The sequence below is a fragment of the Antarcticibacterium flavum genome, from assembly GCF_006159205.1.
Taxonomy (GTDB): Bacteria; Bacteroidota; Bacteroidia; order Flavobacteriales; family Flavobacteriaceae; genus Gillisia; species Gillisia flava.
This window is the reverse complement of record NZ_CP040812.1, coordinates 2,981,948-3,007,429: the sequence shown is the minus strand read 5'-3', so window position 1 is coordinate 3,007,429 and position 25,482 is coordinate 2,981,948. Positions and strand designations below refer to the sequence as shown.

At 39.2% G+C, this 25,482-nt stretch carries 21 protein-coding genes; all 21 read right to left on the bottom strand.

Annotation, left to right across the window (positions count from 1 at the left end):
• Positions 1–40: 40 nt before the first annotated feature.
• The gene (locus tag FHG64_RS13015) at positions 41–2,425 is read right to left on the bottom strand and encodes a multicopper oxidase domain-containing protein (RefSeq protein WP_139066811.1); all 2,385 of its coding nucleotides are present in this window, start codon (positions 2,423–2,425) and stop codon (positions 41–43) included.
• Positions 2,426–2,518: 93 nt separating this feature from the next.
• The gene (locus FHG64_RS19215) at positions 2,519–2,680 is read right to left on the bottom strand and encodes a hypothetical protein (protein WP_168191360.1); all 162 of its coding nucleotides are present in this window, start codon (positions 2,678–2,680) and stop codon (positions 2,519–2,521) included.
• Between the two features lie 185 nt (positions 2,681–2,865).
• Entirely contained in the window at positions 2,866–4,599 is a 1,734-nt protein-coding gene (locus FHG64_RS13010; RefSeq protein ID WP_139066810.1) for an efflux RND transporter periplasmic adaptor subunit, read from the bottom strand.
• 1 nt (position 4,600) lies between these two features.
• On the bottom strand, positions 4,601–5,848 hold the full coding sequence (locus tag FHG64_RS13005) for a TolC family protein (protein ID WP_139066809.1): 1,248 nt from the start codon (positions 5,846–5,848) through the stop codon (positions 4,601–4,603).
• A 2-nt stretch (positions 5,849–5,850) separates the two neighbouring features.
• The gene (locus tag FHG64_RS13000) at positions 5,851–9,696 is read right to left on the bottom strand and encodes an efflux RND transporter permease subunit (RefSeq protein ID WP_139066808.1); all 3,846 of its coding nucleotides are present in this window, start codon (positions 9,694–9,696) and stop codon (positions 5,851–5,853) included.
• A 117-nt stretch (positions 9,697–9,813) separates the two neighbouring features.
• Entirely contained in the window at positions 9,814–10,230 is a 417-nt protein-coding gene (locus tag FHG64_RS12995) for an HYC_CC_PP family protein (RefSeq protein ID WP_139066807.1), read from the bottom strand.
• A gap of 300 nt (positions 10,231–10,530) precedes the next feature.
• Positions 10,531–11,817, bottom strand: coding sequence for a hypothetical protein (locus tag FHG64_RS12990; RefSeq protein ID WP_139066806.1), 1,287 nt, complete (start codon positions 11,815–11,817; stop codon positions 10,531–10,533).
• 375 nt (positions 11,818–12,192) lie between these two features.
• The gene (locus tag FHG64_RS12985; protein WP_139066805.1) at positions 12,193–12,612 is read right to left on the bottom strand and encodes an HYC_CC_PP family protein; all 420 of its coding nucleotides are present in this window, start codon (positions 12,610–12,612) and stop codon (positions 12,193–12,195) included.
• A gap of 567 nt (positions 12,613–13,179) precedes the next feature.
• The gene (locus tag FHG64_RS12980; RefSeq protein ID WP_394344223.1) at positions 13,180–15,201 is read right to left on the bottom strand and encodes a copper-translocating P-type ATPase; all 2,022 of its coding nucleotides are present in this window, start codon (positions 15,199–15,201) and stop codon (positions 13,180–13,182) included.
• 152 nt (positions 15,202–15,353) lie between these two features.
• Positions 15,354–15,647, bottom strand: coding sequence for a phosphoribosylpyrophosphate synthetase (locus FHG64_RS12975; RefSeq protein WP_139066803.1), 294 nt, complete (start codon positions 15,645–15,647; stop codon positions 15,354–15,356).
• A gap of 7 nt (positions 15,648–15,654) precedes the next feature.
• Positions 15,655–16,356: a hypothetical protein gene (locus tag FHG64_RS12970; RefSeq protein WP_246054099.1), complete on the bottom strand. Its 702-nt coding sequence runs from the start codon at positions 16,354–16,356 to the stop codon at positions 15,655–15,657.
• Positions 16,357–16,412: 56 nt separating this feature from the next.
• On the bottom strand, positions 16,413–16,961 hold the full coding sequence (locus FHG64_RS12965) for an AAA family ATPase (RefSeq protein WP_168191359.1): 549 nt from the start codon (positions 16,959–16,961) through the stop codon (positions 16,413–16,415).
• Positions 16,962–16,979: 18 nt separating this feature from the next.
• On the bottom strand, positions 16,980–18,353 hold the full coding sequence (locus FHG64_RS12960; protein ID WP_139066802.1) for an MBL fold metallo-hydrolase RNA specificity domain-containing protein: 1,374 nt from the start codon (positions 18,351–18,353) through the stop codon (positions 16,980–16,982).
• A 15-nt stretch (positions 18,354–18,368) separates the two neighbouring features.
• Entirely contained in the window at positions 18,369–18,623 is a 255-nt protein-coding gene (locus FHG64_RS12955; RefSeq protein ID WP_139066801.1) for a hypothetical protein, read from the bottom strand.
• Between the two features lie 50 nt (positions 18,624–18,673).
• Complete coding sequence (locus FHG64_RS12950; RefSeq protein WP_139066800.1) at positions 18,674–19,516, bottom strand: ATP cone domain-containing protein; 843 nt, start codon at positions 19,514–19,516, stop codon at positions 18,674–18,676.
• A gap of 3 nt (positions 19,517–19,519) precedes the next feature.
• The gene (locus FHG64_RS12945; RefSeq protein ID WP_139066799.1) at positions 19,520–19,891 is read right to left on the bottom strand and encodes an MgtC/SapB family protein; all 372 of its coding nucleotides are present in this window, start codon (positions 19,889–19,891) and stop codon (positions 19,520–19,522) included.
• Between the two features lie 2 nt (positions 19,892–19,893).
• On the bottom strand, positions 19,894–20,868 hold the full coding sequence (locus FHG64_RS12940; RefSeq protein ID WP_139066798.1) for a 6-phosphofructokinase: 975 nt from the start codon (positions 20,866–20,868) through the stop codon (positions 19,894–19,896).
• Positions 20,858–21,802, bottom strand: a complete 945-nt coding sequence (locus tag FHG64_RS12935) for an alpha/beta fold hydrolase (protein ID WP_246054097.1) — start codon at positions 21,800–21,802, stop codon at positions 20,858–20,860. The genes FHG64_RS12940 and FHG64_RS12935 overlap by 11 nt, the downstream gene beginning before the upstream one ends.
• A 165-nt stretch (positions 21,803–21,967) precedes the next feature.
• A complete protein-coding gene (locus FHG64_RS12930) occupies positions 21,968–23,029 on the bottom strand; it encodes a class I fructose-bisphosphate aldolase (protein WP_139066797.1) in 1,062 nt (353 codons plus the stop codon).
• Between the two features lie 11 nt (positions 23,030–23,040).
• Positions 23,041–24,054, bottom strand: a complete 1,014-nt coding sequence (locus FHG64_RS12925; RefSeq protein ID WP_139066796.1) for a type II glyceraldehyde-3-phosphate dehydrogenase — start codon at positions 24,052–24,054, stop codon at positions 23,041–23,043.
• Between the two features lie 12 nt (positions 24,055–24,066).
• Entirely contained in the window at positions 24,067–25,455 is a 1,389-nt protein-coding gene (locus FHG64_RS12920; RefSeq protein ID WP_139066795.1) for an NAD(P)/FAD-dependent oxidoreductase, read from the bottom strand.
• Between the last annotated feature and the right edge of the window lie 27 nt (positions 25,456–25,482).

Below are 25,482 nucleotides of genomic sequence, written 5' to 3'. Positions count from 1 at the left end.
TAATTATTATTGATTGTATTACAGATATTATTAATTGATATTAAAACCTCACACTCAAGCCCCCACCAGCTCCAAAACGGTTGTCATAACTGCCCATAATGGAAAAGTTTTTTGACAGAAAATATTCGGCACCCACGGTTATAGTTTCTTCCTTTTCGAAATTTTCCCCTTCCGGAAGTTCGTTTACCCATCCAAAGTCGGCCTGATATTCATATTCTGCAAAAACAGCTATCCTGCGAAAGAGCAGTATTTCCCTGCTAAGACTTATTTGCGGCCGCAGTTGGTTATCCATGCGAACATCCAGATTAAACATATAGGGTGTAAAATAGCGAATCCCCGCTATGGCCGTCGTAACAATCTCATCCATGCTATTGGCACCTTCGTTTTCTACATTTACCCCTCCAAAAACCCTAAACCAGTCGTTTAAATAGCGTTCATACGTTAATTCTGCCTCCAGGTTTTGGTTCCAGCCATATTCTCCCCTTAAGGTGAATTGATTCCGGATGTTCGATGAAATAAGGTTAAACTCCGTCATATGGGAAGCAACATCTACCATTCCCCAGGTAAAAAAGTGATTGCTCGCATTGGTGAGGATCTTTAGGGGATGATCTTTTAGACGTTCATCCCTTGGTGTATCGTAACTAAAAATACGCGCCATACCGGAATCTAAATGGTACAAAATATGGCAATGAAAGAACCAGTCGGCATATTCATTGGCATCAAATTCTATCACCACCTTTTGCATAGGTGCAACATTCACTGTATGTTTTAATGGGGAATATTCCCCGTGTTCGTTTATAACCCTGAAAAAGTGCCCGTGTAAATGCATGGGGTGGTGCATCATGGTAAGGTTATTCAGCGTTATACGGGTTACCTCTCCCTGCTTTATTTTTATTTTATCACCTTCAGACAAGGGAACACCGTTTAAACTCCATATATAACGTTGCATATTTCCGGTCAAATTCAGGAGGATTTCTTTAACAGGCTTATCATCAGAGAAATCGGTCGACTCAGGAGCCTTGAGGTAGTCATAATTAAATTCGGCAAACATACCTTCATCCTTCATATCCTCCTGAGAATCCATTCCCTCCATGGGCATTCCATCACCTTCTTTTTTATTCATTTTAGATCCTGCCATTTCCTGGTGGTTCATTTTCGAATGATCCATTTCCCCGGCGGGAATTGTATCCTGTTGGGGCATTTGGTGCCCATTTTCCCCATGTTCCATCATTTTCTTATCCATGGCACCGTGATCCATTCCCTCCATTTGCATCCCATATTTTTCTGCCGTTTCATAAGGAGTTTCTTTATCAGGGTTAAACTTCATTGCAGGGGCTCCCATTCGCATATCCATAGCTGCCATTTCTTTCATCATTCCAATAAGGTCCGGTTTTGGAATATCATCGGGGGCGGCGATTTCTTCACCACGACCCAGGAAGGTTGAGGTTTGGCCGGTTCCATCCTGTGCAGTTCCCCGCACTTCAAATTTTCCGCTCTGGGGAATGGTAACAATAAAGTCATAGGTTTCAGCTACGGCGATGAAGGTCTTATTTTTTTGTACCGGCACTACATCAAGCCCGTCTGCAGCTACAAGCATTGGATCATCTTCCCCTCCAAATGTCAGCCAAAATTGTGTTGAGGCCGCTGCATTAATAATTCTTAGTCTTACCCTTTCTCCCGGTTCAAAATCGGGATACTCCCGGGTCGTGGCGCCGTTGGTAATGAAAGCAGGATAATACACATCAGAGATATCCATTCCTTCCATGCGTTGCTTCCAAAAATTAAGCTGAGCCCCTAATGCTCCGCGTGCTATCACCCGATTAAGTGGAGCAACAGTATTTTTTTTGATCCCATACCACTCAAGACCTCTCTTTAAAGTTCTTAAAACATCCTTTGGTTTTTCAAATGTCCAGTCCGCCAGGACCAGGACAAGTTCTGAATCATATTCAAGATCCTCTTCAGGATCTTCAATAACAAATGAACCGTACACTCCATCCTGTTCCTGTAATGCGGTGTGAGAATGATACCAATAGGTTCCTGCCTGTTTTAAAGCAAATTCATAAGTAAAAGTCTCTCCCGGTTCTATTGGAGGAGTTGTTAGGTAGGGAACTCCATCAAAGAAATTGGGAAGCAGCAGGCCGTGCCAGTGAACTGAGGTTTCAACATCCATTTCATTTGTAACGTGGATTACAGCATATTCTCCCTCGGTAAACCGCAGGGTAGGACCGGGAATACTCCCATTAATGGTCATCCCCATTTTCTTCTTTCCGCCTATGTTTACTTCCTCCTGATCTATGGTGATGTGATATTCCCTTACCGGCAAATTATCAACATTCCCTTCTACAGATTGTTGCTGTTGTTGCTGTTGAGGAAACACACCCCAGGTGATTCCAAGTATTCCTATTAAAGCATAAATCCTTTTCATAATCTTTTTATCGTTTCAAATTTTCTTAAATCAATTTTATTCCTTTTCCATTGTCTTTTTACGAACAGGCTAAAATCTGTATATTAAACCAGGTTAAGCTGTTGCCAATGCAAGCCATACGGCTATAAACAATGCCGCCAAAAACAGACCGGAAATCATGATAATAGCCCAAAATTTATCTTTTTTGGTGATTTTTTCCTCTTCATCTTTTTTCTTCTTCTTTTGTTCTCTCTTAAACTTCCTATCACCTTTCATCGGTCACTTTTTTGTGCCTGCCAATGGGACGGAGAGTAATTTAAAAATTCCCGCCCATTCTTGCAGAACTTTAATTTATAGTCTCTTTCAGTTTTCACACTGCTTCTTTTTTATTACCAGATTAGAACCATTTTTATTCTTCGTGCACTAATACCAGAATATTGTTTTTTTAATTTTTTTAAAAGCTATTCTAAGGTTTGAGTGACTTCCCCACAACGCAACATAGAGGCTCCAAAAAATGGGTTTTCAATTTCCGGGGACCTGCTTAACCAATTTGCACCCTGGTCATCATTGGCCATTGGGCAATGCAAAACATATAAAGTTTCACTATTTAACTGAAATGTTTTGACCAATCCTATCATGGTTTTAGATAGACTAATAAACCCCCTACGCATTCCCGCAATATCTTTCCCGGTAGAAATGTTTTTTGCGGCTGTAGCCAGTTCTTCTTTGTAACTATCCCAGACGATTTTACCATCCTGGTCTAAAACGGAAGGATCGACATTTTTAACAACATCTCCCAATGCCCTGGCCCTCTCTTTCGCTCTTGCCATATCATCTTTGACTAAAGCTTCCTTTAAATCCAAATATGCCGATGTAACTTGCATTAATTCCTTCTTTGCAGCGTTTGAAATTGAAACTGTAAGTGTATTATTGCTGTTTTGTTTTTCTTCTACCGCAGCGGGATTCATCATACTTGGCCTGCCAGATAATTGAACTGCGGCATCTACCGTGAAGGCACCGCTGGAGACAATTTCCTCCCCAGGCTCTAATCCTTCCTGAACCACATAAGAGTCACCGAGGGAAGGTCCTAAAGTTACTTCACGAAGTTGAAAACCTCCTCCACCTTCCACATTATTTTTAACATATACAATAGATCGTTTCCCGGTCCATAATACGGCAGATTTTGGTATTACCAGTGCCTGTACATCTGCCTTTCCTAAACTGTTTTTCACAATTCCCGAAGCAAACATTCCCGGTTTAAGCCTGCCATTTTTATTCTCTACCTCTACACGGGCAGTTGACACGCGGGATTGGGAATCAAGTAAAGGATCTACGAAGGTAATGGTGCCTTCAAAAGTTTCACCCGGAAAAGAATTTATGGTAAACTCTACCTTATCTCCTTCATTTACTACTGCAATCTGCCCTTCATAAAGATCAAATAACACCCATACTTTTGACAGATCAGAAATTTCATATATTGGCATTCCGCGTTCAACATAATCCCCCAGATCTACCAGCTTTTCGGTCACAATTCCACTCACATCAGCAGTAATAGGAAAATTTTGAAGTGTCCTGCCGCTGCTTATAATTTGATTGACCTGGCTTTCACCAATACGCCAGTTTCTCAGTTTTTGTTTGGCTGCTTCAAATAACTCCGGCTGACTTTCCCTTATGCTGGCGGCCTGCAATAACTCCTCCTGGGCAGTAACCATTTCCGGGGAATAAACAGTGGCCAAAGTTTGCCCCCGCTGTACTCTTTCTCCCGTAAAATTTATAGAAAGTCGTTCTATTCTTCCAGGGATATGGGTAGACTGAGAATACGAATTTCTCTCATCTATCTGTACTTTACCGTTAAGTCGCACCTCACGGGTAGCATCCCCTTTTCCTACAATCATTGTTTGTACATTGGCCAATTTCATGGCATTTTCGCTCATTTGGTAGCTTGCCATATCCCCACCTGCTCCGGTTGTTGCAAGCGGAATAAGATCCATCCCACAAATGGGACAATCACCGGGTTCATTCTGCCGAATTTGTGGGTGCATGGAGCAGGTCCAAATTTGTTCTGCGGAATCTTCGGTATGGTCGTGAGATACTTCATTTGTAGCGTTGCCACCCCCAAAGATGAGCCACCCCAGCAGGAGCCCTACTAAAAGGATCACTGCTATTTTTACTATATTTTTCCTTTTTGCATTCATTTTACTCAGTTTTTGAAAATAAATATTCCATTTTTGCCAGTGCTGTTAATCCATTTTTCAGCGCTTGCAGTTGTTGGGTTTTCAGCATTAAAATATCCTGATTCATCCGTAACACCTCCTCAAAATCCTCGGTGTTATTTGAGAATCCAGAAACCAAAAGTTTATTCGCCTGCCGGGAACTTTCTATTTGCCTGTCGTACAATTGGATCAATCTTTGGGCTCTTTTAAGCTCAAAAAGCGTCATTTCATATTCAGATCGCAATTGATTTTTTTGCATTTGCTGTTCCTGCTCCATCGCCCTGGCCATAAATTCGGCTTCTTTTTCCATAGCTTTATATTTTTTTCTGAAAATGGGCAAGCTCACTGAAACCATGGGCATTAGCATATCCCGGCCATTCATGCCGGACATTGCCATAGGGCTTTTTGACAGGATGGTATACTCCAAGCCCACCCCGAGCATGGGCAAGCCTTCTTTTTTTGCCACTTCTTCCTGGATTTGGTAAGATTCCTGTTGTTTTTCATATAGCTGAACTGTGGGATGTTCATCAAAAAAGATTTCCCCATCCACCAATGCTTCATTTTCAGCAATGATCAAAGTGTCCTTAATTTCAACAACTTCATTAGGCGCCCGGTTAAGCATCAAATTAAACTCTGCTTTTAGTGGCCGTAATTGGTCTTTAAGCAACTCAATTTCGGTAGATGCCCCGTCGCGTTCAATATCAATCCTTACCACGTTGACCATTGATGAATTTCCACTGCGGAAAGCACTAAGGGTCAATTCTCGGTAAGAATTGAGAATTCCCAGGTTTTCTTCCTGGAATTCAATGGTTTTACCGACTTCGTATATCTCCGCATAAGCCGATTTTACCTCAAACAGCACCTCATTTCTCGCATTTAAATACTGCTGAAATTTAGCTTCGGCCATTAAATTGGCTGCATCTTCCTTTTTGCCCAGGGTCCCGAACCAGGGAAACATTTGCATTAGCTGGAAATTTGCAGTTTCAGTACCCATTAATGTTTCCATATTACCAAAAGCACCCATTGTTAAAGTGGGATCAAGCAAACCCGAGGCCTGTGCCGATCTTTGCAAGGCGGCTTCAAATTCTGCATAAGCAGCTTTTACCTTCGGATTGTTTTCCACAGCTATCTGCAAGTAATCGTCCAGGGTTTGTGCCTTGGCCTGATTACTGTAAATTCCGAGGAAAAGCGTCAGCAAAATGACTATTTTATATTTTTTTATTTCTTTCATTTTTAATATTCGTTAATTTCATCCGGCACCCCTGAATCAGGATATTTCTTCACCACAGATTCCCTCCAGTATGCCTGCAGCACGGGTACCACGAAAATTGTCATAATCTGGATGACCATTCCGCCTACAATAGGAATTGCCATAGGCACCATAATATCGGCCCCTTTACCGGTGGATGTTAATACCGGAAATAAGGCAATAATAGTAACTGCCGTGGTCATCATAGCAGGGCGAACTCTTTTTAACCCGGCTTCCATTACTGCACTTCGCACTGCAGGAACTGTTTGCGGGTTCCGCTTTTCAAAAACCTGGTGAATATAAGTTCCCATAAGAACGCCATCATCTGTAGCAATCCCAAAGAGGGCAATAAAACCTACCCATACGGCCACACTTAAATTGATGGAGCCCATTTGGAACAGGTCCCTCATATTCATCCCTGAGACCGCAAAGTCCATAAACCATGGCTGCCCATAAAGCCATATCATAATAAATCCACCTGCAAAGGCCACAAACACTCCCGAGAAATGTATGGTAGATGCAATTACGGTTTTAAACTGAAAGTACAGAAGCAGGAATATGATAATTAAACTTATTGGAATAACAATAGCCAGACGTTTCACTGCCCTTACCTGGTTTTCATAATTACCTGAAAATTTATAGCTCACTCCGGAAGGCACTGTCAATTCTCCTGAATCTATCTTTTCCTGAATAAATGCCTGGGCATCATTTACCACGTTAACTTCAGCATAATCGGCACGTTTATCAAAAAGTACATACCCTACTAAAAAGGTTTCTTCACTTTTTATCATTTGTGGGCCGCGGGTGTAGGTAATTTCTGCCAGTTCCCCTAAAGGGATTTGTGCTCCACCCGGAGTTGGCACCAGGATCCTTTCTATACCTGACGGGTCATCCCTAAGCTCCCGGGGATAACGCACTCTTACCGGGTAACGTTCCCTGCCTTCTACTGTCCTGGTAATCTCCATTCCGCCCACAGCGGTTTCCAGGGTTTGCTGTACATCTTCAATACTCAGGCCATAACGAGCAGTAGCATTCCTGTCAATATCTATTTCCAAATATGGTTTTCCCACTGTCCTGTCCGCAAACACTGCTTCAGCTTTAACCGAAGGAACCTGCTTTAAGAGCCCTTCCAGTTCAATTCCAAAATCCTGGATAGTTTGTAAATCAGGCCCATAAACTTTGATACCCATTGGAGCGCGCATTCCCGTCTGGAGCATTACGAGGCGGGTTTCAATTGGCTGCAACTTTGGCGCTGAAGTAACCCCCGGAAGGTCTGAGTGGCTAACGATCTCGTTCCAGATATCATCAGGACTTTTTATGTGTTCCCGCCAATTACGATAGTATTTTCCATCCTCATCTGGAATAAGATCTTTTTTTATGACTCCCCGGTTTATAGCATCCTCATTTGAGAGGGTGTCACCAGATTTTAAAATAAAACGATTGTTCCTGTCAACTTTAAAAGCCATTGGATCTCCATCTTCTGAAAGTAGGTATTCCGATTTATAATTAATAACATTCTCATACATAGAAATAGGGGCCGGATCGAGCGCACTTTCTATTCTTCCCAATTTTCCAACCGCTACTTCTACTTCAGGAATAGCTGTTATCGCAATATCCAATCTTTGTAGCGTTTCTTTCGAAGCCTCAATTCCAGCGTGTGGCATAGAGGTAGGCATCAGCAAAAAACTTCCTTCATTTAAAGAAGGCATAAATTCTTTGCCTACTCCCGGAAAAGTATGTGCCATTGCACTCCATCCCGATGTGGCGCGAATATTCCAGCCAATTTTTTCAAACCCATTAGCTACCGGACCAAAGATCTTCGGAAATCCAAGCCAAATAATAATACCAAAGAGAATGGTGACTACCGGAACCAACAGGAATGTTCCTTTGTTCTCCAGGCACCAGTTTAAAATTGGCCTGTAAAACCTGACGATTCCCATAAGCATCAGCAGCGTCACTGCCAGTAAAATGATCACAAAGAGATAGTTCGAAAACAAGGAGTTTTGATGTCCAAGCGGAACCCATTCCTCAGTTAGAAAAAACAGGGTAACTGCCAGAATAATAAAAAGAGTGATTTGTGTAGAATATTTCCCCAGGAACTGAGGGTTCCTGTCTTCCAGAAGTCGGAGAATCCCAATAACTACCAAAGCAAGTGGCAACCAGAAACTAAAGTAAAATGCGCAGAACAATCCTGCTACTATCAGGATAATGTTCCATATCCTTACCATCCTCGCTTTTTGCAACTTAATATTAAATGCAAAATAAGAGAGCATGGGGAGGACCATAATTCCTACCAGAAATGCTGCTGCAAGGGCAAAAGTTTTGGTAAAAGCCAGCGGCCGGAATAATTTTCCTTCAGCATTTTCCATAAAGAAAACAGGAAGAAAACTTACAACAGTGGTCGCCAAAGCAGTAGTTACCGCAGGAGCAACTTCTACTGTTGCTTTGTAAATAACTGAAAGTAACTTCCCATCCTTTACCCCGGCGTTCTTCTTCATTTCCAAATGCCGAATATTGTTTTCAACAAATACAATCCCAACATCTACCATTACTCCAATAGCAATTGCAATTCCTGATAGCGCCACTACATTCGCATCTACCCCAAAGTAGCGCATGGCAATAAAAGTTATTAATACTCCAATGGGTAGCAAGCTTGAAATAATAAGAGAAGCTCTAAGATTAAGTACCAAAACAATTATTACAATAATACTAATGAGAATTTCATCAGACAACGCTGCTTCCAGGGTTCCCAGGGTTTCATTAATAAGTCCGGTTCTATCGTAAAAAGGAACTATGGTAAGTTTACTTACAGTTCCATCCGCCAGAGTTTTTTGTGGAAGGCCTGGTGAGATTTCCCTTATCTTTTCCTTAGTGTTTTCTATTACCTGCAAAGGATTGGAGCCATAACGGGCCACAACTACCCCTCCAACAACTTCGGCACCGCCCTTATCCAAAATTCCACGGCGTTCGGCAGGTCCCAGAGTAACTACCCCAAGATCTTTAATAAGAACAGGGGTGTTATCTACCGCTTTTACCACAGAATTCTCAATGTCTTCTATAGATTTAATATAACCAAGGCCGCGAACCAGGTATTCTACCTTATTAATTTCAAGGGTTTTTGCACCAATATCGCGGTTAGATTTCTGCACCGCCATCATTACCTGGTCTATTCCAATATTGTAAGCTTTTAAGGCATCGGGATTTACATCTATTTGATATTCCTGAATAAAACCCCCAACCGAAGCTACTTCGGAAACCCCTGATGTTCCGCTTAAACCTAGCTTCACATAGTAATCCTGAATAGTACGAAGTTCATTTAAATCCCAGCCACCGGTGACATTACCTTCAGGATCACGTCCTTCGAGGGTATACCAGTAAACCTGCCCTAACCCTGTGGCATCGGGCCCTAATGCCGGTTGTACACCTTGCGGAACCAGATCAGGTGGAAGAGAATTTAGTTTTTCCAGTACCCTTGTACGGGACCAGTAAAATTCCACGTCTTCTTCAAAAATTATATAAATTATGGAAAAACCAAACATGGAGGTACTCCTAATGGACTTGACACCAGAAATCCCGAGCAAAGTAGAAGTTAAAGGATAGGTGATCTGGTCCTCAATATCCTGAGGCGACCGGCCGGGCCAATCAGCAAAAACGATTTGCTGATTTTCACCAATATCGGGGATAGCATCGACCGGCACTGGATCATTGGGAAGAAAACCAAGGTCCCAGTTAAATGGAGCTGTTACAAGCCCCCAGCCAATCATGAAGATAAGCAATAGAATGGTAACAAGCCTGTTGTAAAGAAAATATTTTATGAATTTGTTGAACATCCTTAAATGTTATTTAATGAAATTGATCCTTCGAAAAAAAATGCGATGCTCCAAAATTGGAGCATAGCAAAGGAGGCATTATCAGAATTACTTCTGCTTAGCCAAATTCATTAAATATCAAATAAGAAAGACCTGGTCCAACACCTGAATGTCGGTGACCAGCAAAGGTGGAGTGTAATCTTTATAAGAAGCTGCCTCTATAGGAAGGCCTTCGAAAAGATGTATATAAGAATATGTAAAAGTGGCAAGAAAAAGCTGCTGGTCAAAATTAAGAGAATTATAGGAAGCCTTTAATTCATCCTGTCCTTCAATAGCTATTTTTTGATTTTCACAACAGAAATCCAGATCTACAAAACCTTCCGTTGTATCGGAATGTTCGTGCATTTCCATTCCGCAGCTTTCAGCCTCTGAAAATATTGCTATGTCCATCAACATACTTCCACAAAAATGCTTATCTACCGTAAAAGAAGATGTAGAGAACAGCACCAAAAATGCCATAGCAATAGAAATAATATTATGGAAAGCTTTTTTCATCGAGGGCAAAGATAGCTTTTTTTTATTACTCTGTAAATTAGTTCTTTCACTATTATAGAAAAATCGTTTAAATGTAAGGAATTCAGCTCCTAAAATTTTTGAGTGGCTATAGATTTAAAGCTTCTCTCAGTCAAGAGTTCGCGGTGGAAAATGAATCTGCTCATTACACGGGGAGTTTAGGAAATAAACGCCCCCCATACCTAAAAGTCACTATGTTAATCTTGGATAAATTCTAATAAAAAAGCGGAGGAACCTCATTCCCCCGCTTTCAACTAATTCAACTAATTCAACAACATTCCATTAGAAGCTTATAGCAGCTTCAAGCACTAATCCATTAAATTGTCCATCAAAGAATCTGCTGTTAGGACGGAAACCATCATATTGCTGATTTACATACTCAACTTTTGCAAGAATGTTCTTTGTCATAAACCAACCTGCAGAGAGCTGCATTCTATTAATGTCTACTTCTACACCACTAACATCATCACCATTAACCGTGTTGTAACGACCTGCGACATACAGGTTTTCATTTTGTCCAAAGCGGTAAATTAATTCTCCTGCCATTTGAGTAAAAGAACGGTTTTCAGTTTGTGTAGATCTTTTTCCACTTGCCACTTCATAAGTTCCAAAGAATTCAAGCCCGCCAAACTTTAGGAAAGGATTCACCATAAACGCAGTTACCTCATTTCCAAAAGCCGGATCGTAACGGCCAGATCTAAAACCATGTACACCTTCTAATTCCATAACCTCATAGTATCTTGATCCAGCACGATCAGCACTGTACAAATAGGAGTTTGGCACCTGGCTTGTGTGGTATACAGAACCAGTAAACCTAAACCTAAAGGCATCTGGAGCAGCAAACTGAAAGTTATCGTATCCAACTTTTCCTAACCAGGATACACCGGCTGAAGATGGATTTGCAACACTCTGGTTTAATTTACCGTTGGTAGCACCTCCCATTAAAAGGAAGCCGTTTTGTCTGTAATAAATTTCAGCTCCCACCTCTGTAGTAAATGAATCCATAATAAGGTTACCTACAAAAGGGTTATAAATAGTTTGAGCGTTATCACTTCTTCTAAAATGAGCATCACCATAATTATTTTCCATATGTCCAATTTTCACTGTAACCTTTTTCATCAAATCTTCCATAAAGCCGGGGGATATAAAATCCAGTGCGTCAATTTGGATATAACCGTCTTTTACATATGGTTCATTGTGGTGACGTGAAGAAAGATAAGTTCTAAGGTGCATTCTTAATCCTGGTGCCAATGCCACGTCTAAATCAAGATTTGCAGTAGGCAGGTTAAAGTTGCTTCCTATTTCTTCAAGGGCCTGAGGATTCCCATTTGCATCTGTCAATTGTCCGGATGTCTCATGACTTAAGCTCTGGAACTGGATGGTAGATGCTCCACCTATTCTTACTCTTACACCATCAAAAGTGCTTACTGTGTCTTTTGGAGCTTCAAACATGTTGATGCCGCGCTGATCAAGTGGCCTGAAGTTATCCAGGTCACGTTGTTGGGCCTGAACATGGAAGCCAAACAGTACTAAGAGTACTATTCCGAAATATTTAACTGAGTTTTTCATTTTAGATTAATTTAATTATTGATTGATTATTTATTAAATGTTGATTGAAATTTAATGGTTACCTGTAAAGGACTCATTATTTAAATTGTATGTTTGGGCCAATGGGATTTGTGAAGTCACAATCATTATAATTAGGCTCCCAAGTACTTTTTTCAAATTTTTAAAATGTTCATGATTATTGTTTTTAATTTGATACAAAGTTGCATAAGGAATGGTGAAAATTATATGACGGGAATCAGCTTTTGGAAAGGTTTAAATAAGCATTCGTTAAGCTGTATTGTTGTGAAGAGAACTTACCGTTTTTTCCGCGTTAAAGAAGAATACGGGGGCCACGAAAGGAGACTGGCCAAGGTAAGCGTCCCTAAAAAGGTGATACTAAATTAAATATACCTCGTATAGCACCTGAAGGTCTTCCGCCAATGTAGGGGATAGATAATGCTTGAAAGGCGGAAGACTTTCTTCAAGTACCACACAACATTTACTGGTGTTAAAAATGAGTTGGGGTGAATATAGGACTGGATATTTATCTTCTTCTGAAATGCTCTTTTTAAGAAAATTATCTGCCATTTTCTTATCGAAAACCTTTAGGCTACAACAATTTGTTTCTCCGGCACAAGGTTTTTCCGTTTGATCAGTTGTTGTTGGTGTTTCATGACAGGTTTTTGAATTACCCAGGAAATCAATATCCACCAAATTATCAGTACAAAAATGAAGACTTGCTGCAAAAGAGGAGGGTGCAAAAAGAACCAAAAGAGCTAAAGCAACGATCGCTATTTTCCGTCTTACAAGGTTCATGACTGCTCTTCTTTACAAATGTTATTTATTTTACTTGGTTAAAGTTAAGGCTCTCCTTTAAACCATTTTATGATATATATCATATTTTAAATTATTTTAAATAAAATTAACCGACTGGAGAAAACCCTACTCATCCCTGGTCGAAAACCCAAACAGATTTCTTTCTCTGCTTTTCAGAAGAAATGTCCTTTAAAATATATTGCTAACTTGAATTGAGAAAGAAGTGAAATTAAATATTCAATGAAATTAAAGCTTGACCAACGATGTTGCTAAACCAACAAGGATTTACATATAACAAAACATTTGGACCGATTAATATAATTTTGGTTTACGTCTGTATTTATCTGACAGTTTGCCTCAAAACAAAGACAAAAACTTATTGAAATAATGGATAAATGCTCGTAAGCAAACCCATGTGGAAGTTGATTAAATCGGTATTGATTTTGCCTTTTAAAGCTAATTTTCAATATAGTAAGAGAGTTGGCAGGAATGTGCCACACTCTACCATTACAATAAAAAAACTCAACAGGATTATAATTCCCCCATTGAGGTTTTTTACCTTAATCATTACTTTTTTCGCATTTTGGCTTTTAGCAGTTGAGCATTAATAGCCACAATAACTGTACTCAAGCTCATAAAAACTGCTCCAACGGCTGGCCCCAGCACAAAACCTGTGGAATAAAGGACTCCTGCTGCCAAAGGAATTGCAACCACATTATAGCCGGTTGCCCATATGAGATTTTGAATCATCTTGTTGTAGGTGGCTTTACCAAACAAAATTAAGTTGGCAATATCCTGTGGATTGCTGTTGACCAGAATAATGTCAGCTGTCTCTGCGGCCACATCTGTACCCGAACCTACTGCAATGCCAACATTGGCCTGTGCCAATGCAGGTGCATCATTAACACCATCTCCAGTCATTGCCACGAATTCATTTTTCCCTTGTAATTCCTTTACAATTTCCACCTTTTGATGAGGCAAAACTTCTGCATAAAAGCCATCCAGTCCAAGTTTATCGCTAACTGCCTTAGCTGTCCTTTCATTGTCTCCGGTAGCCATCAACACCTTTATGTTGTTCTGTTTGAATATTTTTATAGCATCGGCAGATTCCGGTCTTATTTCGTCCGCGAGAGCAATGTACCCTGCTAACTTCCCATCAATGAGAACAAAGACTACTGTTTCCGCAGCATCGCTGTATGCATCTTCCGGGATGGTAATTTTTTCATCCCTTAAATAACCGGGACTAACTACTTTTACCTGCTTACCTTCTACATTTGCTTCTACGCCTTTGCCGGTAATGGCATTGAAGTTTTCGGGTTTTGGAATTGCCACTTTATCTTCTTTTACTTTTTTGATAATACCCACAGCAATGGGGTGCTCCGAACTCTGTTCCAGGGCGCTGGAGAGTCTTAAAATTTCCTCTTTTGAAAATTTTTCATCTACAGACTCTACCCGTGTAACTCCAAAATCACCTTTGGTAAGGGTGCCGGTTTTATCGAAAAGTAAAGCGGAAATTTTTCGCGATTCTTCAAAAGCTGTTCTGTTACGAATCAGTAACCCGTTTTGTGCAGATACGGCAGTAGAGATGGCAACTACGAGTGGAATTGCAAGTCCAAGTGCATGAGGACAGGCAATGACCATAACGGTGACCATCCGCTCCAGGGCATAAACAAAAGGAAAACCTAAAATTAGCCATACAGCCAGAGTCCCAAAGCCGATAGCCAATGCAATGTAAGTAAGCCATTTTGCAGCCCTGTCTGAGAGATTTTGCATTTTGGACTTTGACTTTTGGGCTTCTTCGACCATGGTAATTACCTTGTTCAGGTAGCTGTCCTTCCCTGTATGTTCAACTTTTACTTTTAGTGTGCTATTGCCATTTACCGAACCGCCAATTACTTTATCTTTTTCTTCTTTTTTAACAGGTTTGGATTCGCCGGTGAGCATAGCTTCGTTTAGGTAACTCGAACCTTCCACGATAATTCCGTCTGCAGGGACCTTTTCTCCCGGTTTTATCAATATTACATCACCCTTGAGTAACTCCTTAAGAGGAATGTCTTCAATATTCTCTCCTTTTATCCTGTGAGCCTCAGCGGGCATCATACTCACTAAAAGCTGTAAAGCTTTTGAAGCACCCAGCACGCTCTTCATTTCTATCCAGTGACCAACTAGCATGATGGCGATTAACGTCGCCAATTCCCAGAAGAAATCAACTCCTTCCAAACCAAACACTGTAGCTGAACTATAAACATAGGCCACAGTAATTGCCATAGAAATAAGGGTCATCATTCCGGGTGATCCCTTTTTTATTTCTGACCAGAAACCTTTTAAAAAGGGCCAGCCCCCATAAAAATAAACTACAGATGATAAAGCAAAAAGCACATAGGAGTTACCCGGGAGTAAAAATTCATATCCAAAAAAATCCTGAATCATTTGCGAGAAAAACAATATGGGAATGGTAAGCACAAGCGTTACCCAAAACCGTTTCCTGAAGTCAGCAATCATCATTTTATGGTGGTCATGTCCCATTTGCCCGTGACCGGGCTCATGGCCCGAATGGTCTTTTTGATCGTCATGATCGTAGTGATCCATTGCTTTATCATGACCGTGTTTCGTCTTTTCTGCCAGGTTTTCTTTGAACTCCTTTTCTGCTTTTACGGCATCCTTTTTGGCAGGAAGTTTTTCATTGCTATGATCCGGATGATGATGTTTGTGATCTTTCATAATTGGTGTTGTTTAACAAGTTATCGTAATTTTTTTCTCATTGCTTCCGAAATATTTTCGGCATACACGCCATAGGCATCTACCAAAAGACCCTTTATACCATTTTTGGCAGAAATTGCATAGAGAACGCTGTTGTCATCGGTACTGCTCATTCCTTCAAAGCGATAGGTTTTATCTACTTTAAAATCTTCGGGGTGAATTTCAATTTTCAGTGAAGCACATTCCAGACATTCAGGCTTCAAGTTGAAATCATAGGTATAACCATTTGCTTGCAAATCGCTTATAGCTTCTGAAAGTGTATCGAAATTTTTCATTGATTTTCTATTGGTAATTCATTGTAAAATAACTGCCATCTTCTTCGGTGAATTTTTGAAAGGTCAATAAGCCACTATCGTTAATTTTTTCGTTGACAGAATAATGCAGTTGCTTGATAGGAACACCCCACGCATAGGCTTTAATATTTATTTTTGATGTCATACTGTTCTTATTTTCATCCAATTTTCGGTCGTGAATTTTTATAATGCTTTTTGAACCGAAGAAATTCAACAAGCCCGAATCAAAACTCATTTCCAGTTCAATATTTTCCAGATTATCCAAATTGTACAGTTCTTTAAAGTTTTTTGAAGCGGTATTGATTTCGGTTTCCTTTGATTTCGGATTTGAAAATGGAAATGCCATTACCATTATCCTGGCCTCATCTGGTTTACAGCGATACGTCGTAGTGTATTTATCGGTCAGTTTTTTGTCTTTGTCGAATAATTCAGTAATTACCTCAAGTTCATAATAACCGTTCTTCTCAACAAGTTTTCCCGCTTGAAAGGTTTGTTTATTCAAGAAGGCACCATTTTTATCAAAATTTTCCCGGACTACAAGTCTGTCCGAAATCTGCCCAATGAGCATTTCTGTTTGAGCATTAAGTGTTGTACTGCATAAAAATAAAACCAACAAGAGGAATTGCACCACAACCCAAAATAAATTAGGCTTATGTATTGAACTTATAGTAATATTATGATTTTTTCTCATTAAATAAAATTGTTACTTTCAAGGTTTAAACATTTTTTAAAACAATTTTTACATTATTATATATTTTTTAAAATGAATTTCACACGTTCCATAGGTGGCAGAACGGGAACAAAAACAATTGGAAAACCTAAATTTTCATAAGCCTCAATGATTAATTGGTGAATTTTTTTTTGATCATCTTCATTTTCTGTTCTGGCATAGTCTTTTTTAAAAGGTAGTCTATCTAAAATAAATATTTTTTTATAGGAGGTTTTGTCTATTGCCTTTATTAATTCTTCATCATAATCTAGCTCCAAAAATTGATAATAGGCCAAAGCATCTGGAATGGCTCTATCCAAAAAAACAATGTCTTTTGTTTTAATTGAAGCTTCTTGTTGAATTTGCATATCTAAAACTCCTAATTGAAATTTTCTTTTATTATTTCTAATTTCTTCAATAGAATGTCCTTCATTTCGCATAGAATCGATGTAATGTCTGGCATGCTCTATTGTAGTAGTATATCCTTGTTTTTGCAATAAATCAATTACAGTCGTTTTACCAGTACTTGGACCACCTGTGATAACATACCAATTGGTACGCGTTGCATTATTTAATATACGATTCATGGTGTTAATTTGAGTCTATTAAACTTTTTCAATACTATACAATTGTGGGATTTCGGCATCCCAATCATAGGTTTCCTTGATACCTTTTTGTAATGCTTCCGCACTTTCTTTTTCACCGTGAACAATGAAAATCCGTTCAGGCTTGTTTTTTATCTTATCCATCCACTCCATAAGTTCTGCGTGGTCGGCGTGTGCCGAGAGGCCTTCAATTTCCGCTACCAGCATTTTGAATGGCACCCATTTTCCGTACACTTTTAGTTCCTTATCGCCTTCCAGTAATTTTCTTCCGCGAGTTCCTTCTGCCTGATAACCCACAAAAAGTAAGGTGTTATTGGGGTTTTGTGCTTGGGTTTCAAGATAGTTGAGCATTCTGCCTCCTGTGAGCATTCCGCTTCCTGCAATGACGATTTTTGGTTTGTTATCGGTTCGTAACTCCATAGTTTCACGGTAACTACTTACGACCGTAAAGTGTGAGCACATTTCATCGCATTCATTGTCTTCTAATCGATGCCAATCTCTGGTGCGGTGGAATAGTTCTAGTACATTCGCTCCCATTGGGCTATCCATTATCATTTGTACTTTGGGTATTTTTTTCTCTTTGAGTAATCTCCAGAAAATAAGCATCATAAGTTGGGCACGTTCTACCGAAAAGCTTGGAATAAATAAGCTGCCACCTCTATTGATAGTATCATTGACCAATTTTTCAATCTGTGGAAGCGCTTCCACTTCATCGGGATGAAACCTTCCGCCATAAGTTGATTCTATGAATAGTACATCGGCCTTTTTTGGTTTTAACGGTGGATATAATAGTAAATCATTGGTCCTTCCTATATCTCCTGAAAAGACAAACCGTTTTCCGTGTACCTCCAATTCAATGAAGGTAGCACCCAGAATATGTCCGTTGTATTGGAATCGAGCCTTGATGCCGTCAAACAGTGGAATCCATTGAGATTGCGGAACGCCCTTAAAATGTGGAATGGTTTTTTCAACATCCTTTAAATCGTAAAGTGGTTCTGCGGGGCTATGTTTGGAATAGCCTTCTTTGTTGGCACGTTCGGCTTCCTGTTCCTGTATTTTGGCACTGTCGTTCAGAATGATTTTGGCAATATCCAACGTGGGGTTTGTGCCGTAAATATGACCATTAAACCCTTGTTTTACCAGCCTTGGCAAATACCCGGAATGATCCATATGGCCGTGAGTAAGTAATACCATATCAATTTCTGAAACTTCAACGGGTAGATATTCCCAGTTTTTAAGACGCAATTCTTTTAAGCCTTGAAAAAGTCCACAGTCTATCAGTATTTTTTTATCTCCGGTATCCACCAGATATTTTGAGCCAGTGACTGTTCCTGCTGCTCCCAGAAAGTGGATGTTTATTTTATTGCTTTTCATCTTATTTGTATTTATTTAGTGACCTCCACAACAGGAAGGAGTGTTGCCTTGACCTTGTTCAGGTTTGGATAATGCCACGACTTCCTTAAATAAACCGTGAAAGTCCTCTTTGATGAGATGGGCAATTTTTTTGGTAACCTTTGGGTCGGTACTCACCATTTCCAGTACTATTTCAAAAGCCTCTTCCAGTAATTTTGGGTCATCTTCCAAGGCTTGGTAGAAAGGTTCTAAATCTAAAGTGTTCTGATTTTTTTGTGTTTGCGTTTTCATATTTATTGTTTTTAAGATTAATGAATGGCTACTTTTTATAATTTTTTAAATCATTGTACTTTACATAATTCTTCGGAGTCTTCTAAAATCTTTTTGTGTCTTGTTTTATCAATCCCTATTTGATTTAATAAAGTAGGAGTTTCGTGAAGCTCTTTGCAGAGTACAATGCCTTTGTCCAATAATTTTGTTTTTTCGGCTTTGGTAAGCATTGTTAATGCTGTTAATGGATGCAGCCCCGACTTGTCTATTCTATCTTTTAAACCATTTCCCAAAGGATAATCCCAGCTTGTTAATAATAATCCTACACATTTACCATATTGTATCGCATCAGTAGTAAATCGTGTATTGGTGTAAACGCCGCCTTTATGCAGTTTAGCCTCATGACCTTTTTGATGTTCCCATTGTTTTTCCACATCTAAAAACCGTGAATGGATGTACAAGGGAATCTTGACATTGCAAAACCGTCCTTGGTCACTATGGTATTTGCACTCAATCATAAAATGGTTGTTGTCTTTTTGCGCTATCACATCTACTTCGTGCTGCACACAATTACCTTGCACAATAACTCCCACTTTAGTGTCAAAACCTTCATGTGCCAATAGTTTTCCCACTAACTTTTCAAATGGAAAACCAGAAGGGCCTAATTCCATCAAGGCTTTCTTGAGTTTGTATTTTGATGCGCTTACCCTTGATTTACCCTTTAGCATTTTAAATGCCATTTGGTAGATTTTTTTTGTAGTCATCCCTTCATAAATCGCAGACTTAATTTGTGTTACTATTTGCTGAATTACATCCTCACTTGCTTGGGCACGTCGCAATGAATCTTTGAGTTTGTCAATTTTGAAAGGAACAATATCTCCCGAATGTTTTATTATGTTTATTGAATTGTCCATTGTTTAAATAGGTATAGTCATTACCGGTAATAATGAATGATTGGTTACTCCTTCAGCGATGCTCTTAGAAAATAGACTTAAAAACCCTGTCTTACCAAGTGTAACCATTGCAATCAAATCTGTTGGCTGCTGTTCTACAAACGTATTGATTCCCGTTTCCACTGAAGGTTCATTGTAAACAGCCATTGAGGTTATGAAAAGACTTCCTAAAATAAAACCAATGATGGCGACAATAGGAAAGGTTCTTATACCTGCAAAACCTTGTTCTTCCTTCAACTTATCGTATTCACGCTCCAATCCCAGAATTAGGCCAATGCCCACACTGATGAGTAGTCCAAGGATAAACGGGTTGATATTTTTAAAGGTTTCCTTCATTTTTAGTTTCCAAATAGTTCTAAAAGTTCATACAATTCATCATTTACTTGGTGTTGTTTGACTACGTCTTTAAAAGGGGTTAGGTGCAATTGATTGTTTAAAATCCCGACCATTACATTCTCTTTTTCTCGCAAAAGTGTTTTTACAGTTGCCACGCCAAGCCTAATTCCCAACATTCTATCTAAAGCAGAAGGATTTCCGCCTCGCTGTACGTGTCCAAGCTTCGTTATGCGTAAATCGACATTGGGATTGACTTCCTTAATTTTTGATGAAACAAGTTCGGCACCTATTTCATCGCCTTCAGAAACCACGACCAAAAAAGCATCTTCGCTATCATAATTTTTAACCTTATCCAATAAATACATCAAGTCTTTGCCACTCTCCGGGATTAGTATGGCATCTGCACCTACCATCAATCCCGAATGTATAGCGATGTAACCTGAATCTCTTCCCATTACTTCAACGATAAATACACGGTTATGAGATTCGGCAGTATCCCTTATTTTATCAATATTTTCAATGGCAGTGTTTACTGCGGAATCAAAACCAAGGGTAAAGTCAGTGCCGGAAATATCATTATCAATAGTTCCCGGAATATTAATAAAAGGGATGTCGCATATTTCTGAAAACGCCAATAGGCCCTTAAAAGTGCCATCACCACCAATGGCAATTAGAGCATCAATCTTATTTATTCTTAAGGTTTGAAAAGCTTTTTTACGTCCATCCAATTCCATAAAGCGTTTGCTTCGAGCTGTTTTGAGAACAGTGCCGCCTTGGTGGACAAACTTTTGCAATTCGTGTGATTTTAATGGAACTACATCATTATCGATTAAGCCTTCATATCCTTTTCGAAAACCACTTACTTTTATATCATTTACTTCAGCAGCTTTTACAATGGCGTATAATGCTGCGTTCATTCCAGGACTGTCACCTCCAGAGGTAAATACGCCTATATGTTTGATTTTATTAGTGTTCATGTGATACTGCTTTTTTTGAATTTTCTTCCAAATTGCTAAAATCCTGAATGGTTTGCCAAACGAAATCTGTCTCTTTAAGAAAAATTTGATGGTCTCCTTCAGAAGAAGTAATTATTTGTGCGTTTTTAAATTCCCTTGATAATTTCAAGGCATTTTCTAAAGGTGCCGTGTTGTCTTTTTCTCCGTGAATGAACAGTACCTCTTTGTCTTTGATGCCATTCGCTAAAGCGAATACATCTGTTTTAAGGACTATATCATTGAGTGAATAATAATAACTTTGCCATGTATGTTTTTTGGCATCTTCAAAAACATCATCGGTAAGATTATCCGGTTTCAAGGGACGTGTCATCAAAATGGTATGGAGCATACAAGCATATTTAGAATATTTGCTCCCTGACACTCGATCTACAAAGGAACTTGTGGATAAACTTTGCTTAAATTCATCAGCATCCTTGTAAACAGGTATGCTTATAAAAACTCCGGTTTTAAACCAATTGGGGTGTTTTTCCAATAAGGCCAATGAAATTATAGCTCCCATTGAATGCCCACCAATAATGGATTTTCCATCATTGAATCCTTCTTTTTTAATTATTTTTTCAAGCGCGCTTAATTGGACCGAAAGGGAATAATCATTATTTGGCATTGGGGAATCTCCAAAACCTAACAAATCTATTAATAATAATTTGTGGGTTTTACCAATACTGTCTAAGTCTTTTTTCCAATAGTTTTTTGAGCCGGCTAAACCGTGTAGTAAAACCAATTTTGTTGGTCCGGAACCTATAATTTCATAATTTAATTGCATGGTTTCAGGATTGTATTTCGGAGCCAGTGCCACTTTTAAATATTCATATCCGCCTACCAGAAATAATATACCCAATAGAATCAACAACACAACTATTAACATTTTGCCATATTTTATTAGGTTTTTTTTCACTTTTACAATTTTGTTTTTTTGTTCAAACTGTCTTTTTTGCAAGTTGGCACGACGTTCACAAAGAATGCTTCGAGCTTACTTTGCGTACCTATGACTTTCGTCCATCAGTTTGCACCTATTGGGTTTTCAAAAGTCACCTTCTAAGAAGGTGTGATTTTTACTTTTTTATGCAATACTAATGTTACCGTCCAAATAGACTTTTTGCACCAATCTTAATAGTTCAATCCCTTTAGCGAATGGTTTTTGAAATGCTTTTCGACCCATTATCAAACCAGAGCCACCAGCTCTTTTATTGATGACAGCAGTTGTTACCGCTTCGACAAAATCTGATTCGCCTTTGGAACCACCACCGGAATTAATCAATCCTATTTTACCCATATAACAATTGGCAACTTGCAACCTGCATAGGTCAATGGGATGGTCTGTGGTAAGGTTTTTATACATTTCATCATCATATTTTCCAAATCCTATTTCTTTAAACCCAAAATTATTGGTCGGTAATTTTTGTTTGATGATATCTGCCTGAATGGTAACGCCCAAATGGTTGGCCTGTCCTGTTAAATCGGCAGCAGCGTGATAGTCTTCTTTTTCAGTCTTAAATGCATCATTGCGTGTATAACACCATAAAATGGTTGCCATTCCCAAATTGTGGGCTTCTTCGAAAGCATCGGCAATTTCTTTGAGCTGTCTGTTACTTTCCACCGACCCAAAATAAATGGTAGCACCTACGGCAACAGCACCCATATCCCACGCAGATTTTACTTTTCCAAATAGTGTTTGGTCATATTTATTGGGATAGGTAAGTAGTTCATTGTGGTTAATTTTCACTATGAACGGAATTTTATGTGCATATTTTCGAGCGTTCAATCCCAATACCCCAAATGTGGATGCCACACCATTACAGCCAGCTTCAATAGCGAGTTTTATAATATTTTCGGGGTCAAAATAATCCGGGTTTTTATAGAACGAAAAGGCTGCACTGTGCTCAATGCCTTGATCGACCGGAAGGATACTTAAATAACCCGTGCCTGCCAGATTTCCGTGATTGTACAATTGGGCAAGACTTCGCAGTACCTGCGGATTTCTGTTGCTATTACCAAACACCTTGTCTATACTGTGCTTGCTTGGGGTTTGCAACTCATCCTTTGTTATTTTTTCACAAGTGTGCTCCAAATAAAAGGATGCTTTATCTCCTAAAATCTCTGATATGTTTTTATCTATTTGCATTTCAATAAAATTTAATGTATTCCTAAACTTTCATTGGTTTTGGCAATAGATTTTGCTCCATCCATTTCAATTCCGGTAAGTGCCCTAATGGCATCGATAGTTTCAGGGATTACAATCGCTTGATTATCTACTACATAGGCATAGAACAGTTCATCGCCCACAACTTTTAGCATATCTTCCCAAAGGGCTACTTCATACATATCGCCCCAGGGTCGTCCCATATCCAGAAACATTTCCTTAATGGTGTTATTTGAAACAAGGCCTTGATCGTACCGAATCAATTTAATGCGGCTGGTGGTTTTAAAAACATTCAGCACTTCTTCTTTTGTCACCTGCTTTTTCAACTTTACATTCCAGTAGTGCATATGGCTTAAAGTCTCCGGTACTTTTACTGCCGTAGTTATTACATCCAAATCAGGGTCAACACTTTGAGCATCCGGTCCTTGATGGCTCGGAATGTCTTTTTCGGGAACCATAGTGTTCATAATACCACCGAGATGGCTTTCCCAGGGATCAGTTGCCCTTCTTAATAGTGTACCTCTTGCATAATCGAGTAAGTTGGCTCTTTTTAAAGCGGTCAATGTTCTTAAGATAGAGGTAGTGTTGCAGGAAACAACCCTTGTAGCATTTAGTTTTATAGCCGATTTGTAATTATTCTCGGCACTAAAGGAGTGACCTGTAGTTTCGTGTTTTTCTCCACCTTGAACTATAAATTTGATTCCTATTTCTTTATACATTTTTATATTCTGGGCAGCGATATTTTTCGGGGTACAATCCACGACTAAATCTACCTTCTTTAAAAGTTCCTGAATATTGCCTTTTACTGAAATTCCTTCAGCCTTCATTTTATCAGCGGCATCTTCGGTAGCCGCATAAATGTTGTACTCCTTTCTTACGGCATTTTGAATGCGCCAATCACTAATAACATCGCACACTCCCGTGAGCTTCATATCGTTTTGTAGATGAATGGCATCTGCCACTCTTTTTCCAATGACTCCGTAGCCTATTACTGCTATTTTTTTCATATATTTTAAAATTTAATTATTGTTTTTTGAAATTGTTTCGAGATTGGATGCTTTAGGCTTTACTATAGTGTTGTTATTTTTAAAATTCCTAATAATCACGCGGTTGCTCTTTTCATACGTGAAATAGCTTACCGCCCAATTAAAACCAACCATCAATCTGTTTCTAAAACCACTTATGGACATCAAGTGAACGATAGACCAAAGTAACCAGGCGAAATATCCAGCAAATTTGAATTGACCCAAATCTGCCACTGCCTTGCGTTTTCCTACTGTTGCTAATGAACCTTTATCGCTATATTGGAAAGGTTTAATTGGTTTGTCTTTTATGATATTCAGTATTGAGTTACCGAGATATTTGCCTTGCTGAATGGCTGCTTGGGCTACCTGAGGATGTCCTTTTGGTGTTTCTTCTGTAATTATAGCTGCGATGTCACCTATGGCGAATATGTTTTCGTAGCCCTCTACTTTTAAATTGCTATCGGTCTTGATACGGTTACCTCTAACCACGTGTTTCTCGTCAATGCCTTTTGGGAACTGTCCTTTTACACCTGCTGTCCAGATGAGGTTTTTAGCCAAAATGGACTTGCCACTTTTTGTGATAACCTGTGCCCCGTCATAATCACTTACGGATTCATTGAGTAATACGTTTACATTCAAATTTTCCAAATATTTTAGTGTTTTTGATGAGGCTTTGTCTGACATCGTGCTTAACAACTCATCAATGGCTTCAATCAAATAGATGTTCATTATAGAAGAAGGGTATTCCGGGTAATCTTTCGGTAAAATATATTTACGGAATTCAGCCAAGGCTCCTGCCATTTCTACACCTGCCGGACCACCGCCAACGATAACGAAATTGGTCAGTGCATCCCGTTCTTCATCGTTACAGGTAATGGCCGCCTGTTCCAAATTTTGCAACATCATATGGCGGATGTTTAGGGAATCGCGAATATCTTTCATTCCCAAGCTGTTTTGGGCTATTTTGTCTAACCCAAAGAAATTGGTGCTTGTGCCTGTAGCCAACACCAAATAATCGTAATTAACATTTCCTTTGTTGGTTATTATCACATTTGAAGAGGGTTGAATTTCTTCTACTTCAACCAAACGGAATACTACATTTTTGTAGCCATTGAATTGCTTTCTAAATGGAAATACTATACTATCCGGTTCCAACGCGCTTGTAGCCACTTGGTATAACAAAGGTTGAAATTGATGAAAGTTATTTTTATCGAACAACACCACTTGCAACTTTTGATGTCTTAGTTTTTCTACCAAAGCCAAACCTGCAAACCCTCCACCAATGACAACTATTCGTGGGAATTTGGAATCTGGAATACAGATTTCATCTGCTACCATACAAGTAGAATCCATTGAGTTGTTAAGTGCGCTGTTATTTTTCATACAATATCTTTTACCATTAGGTATCGG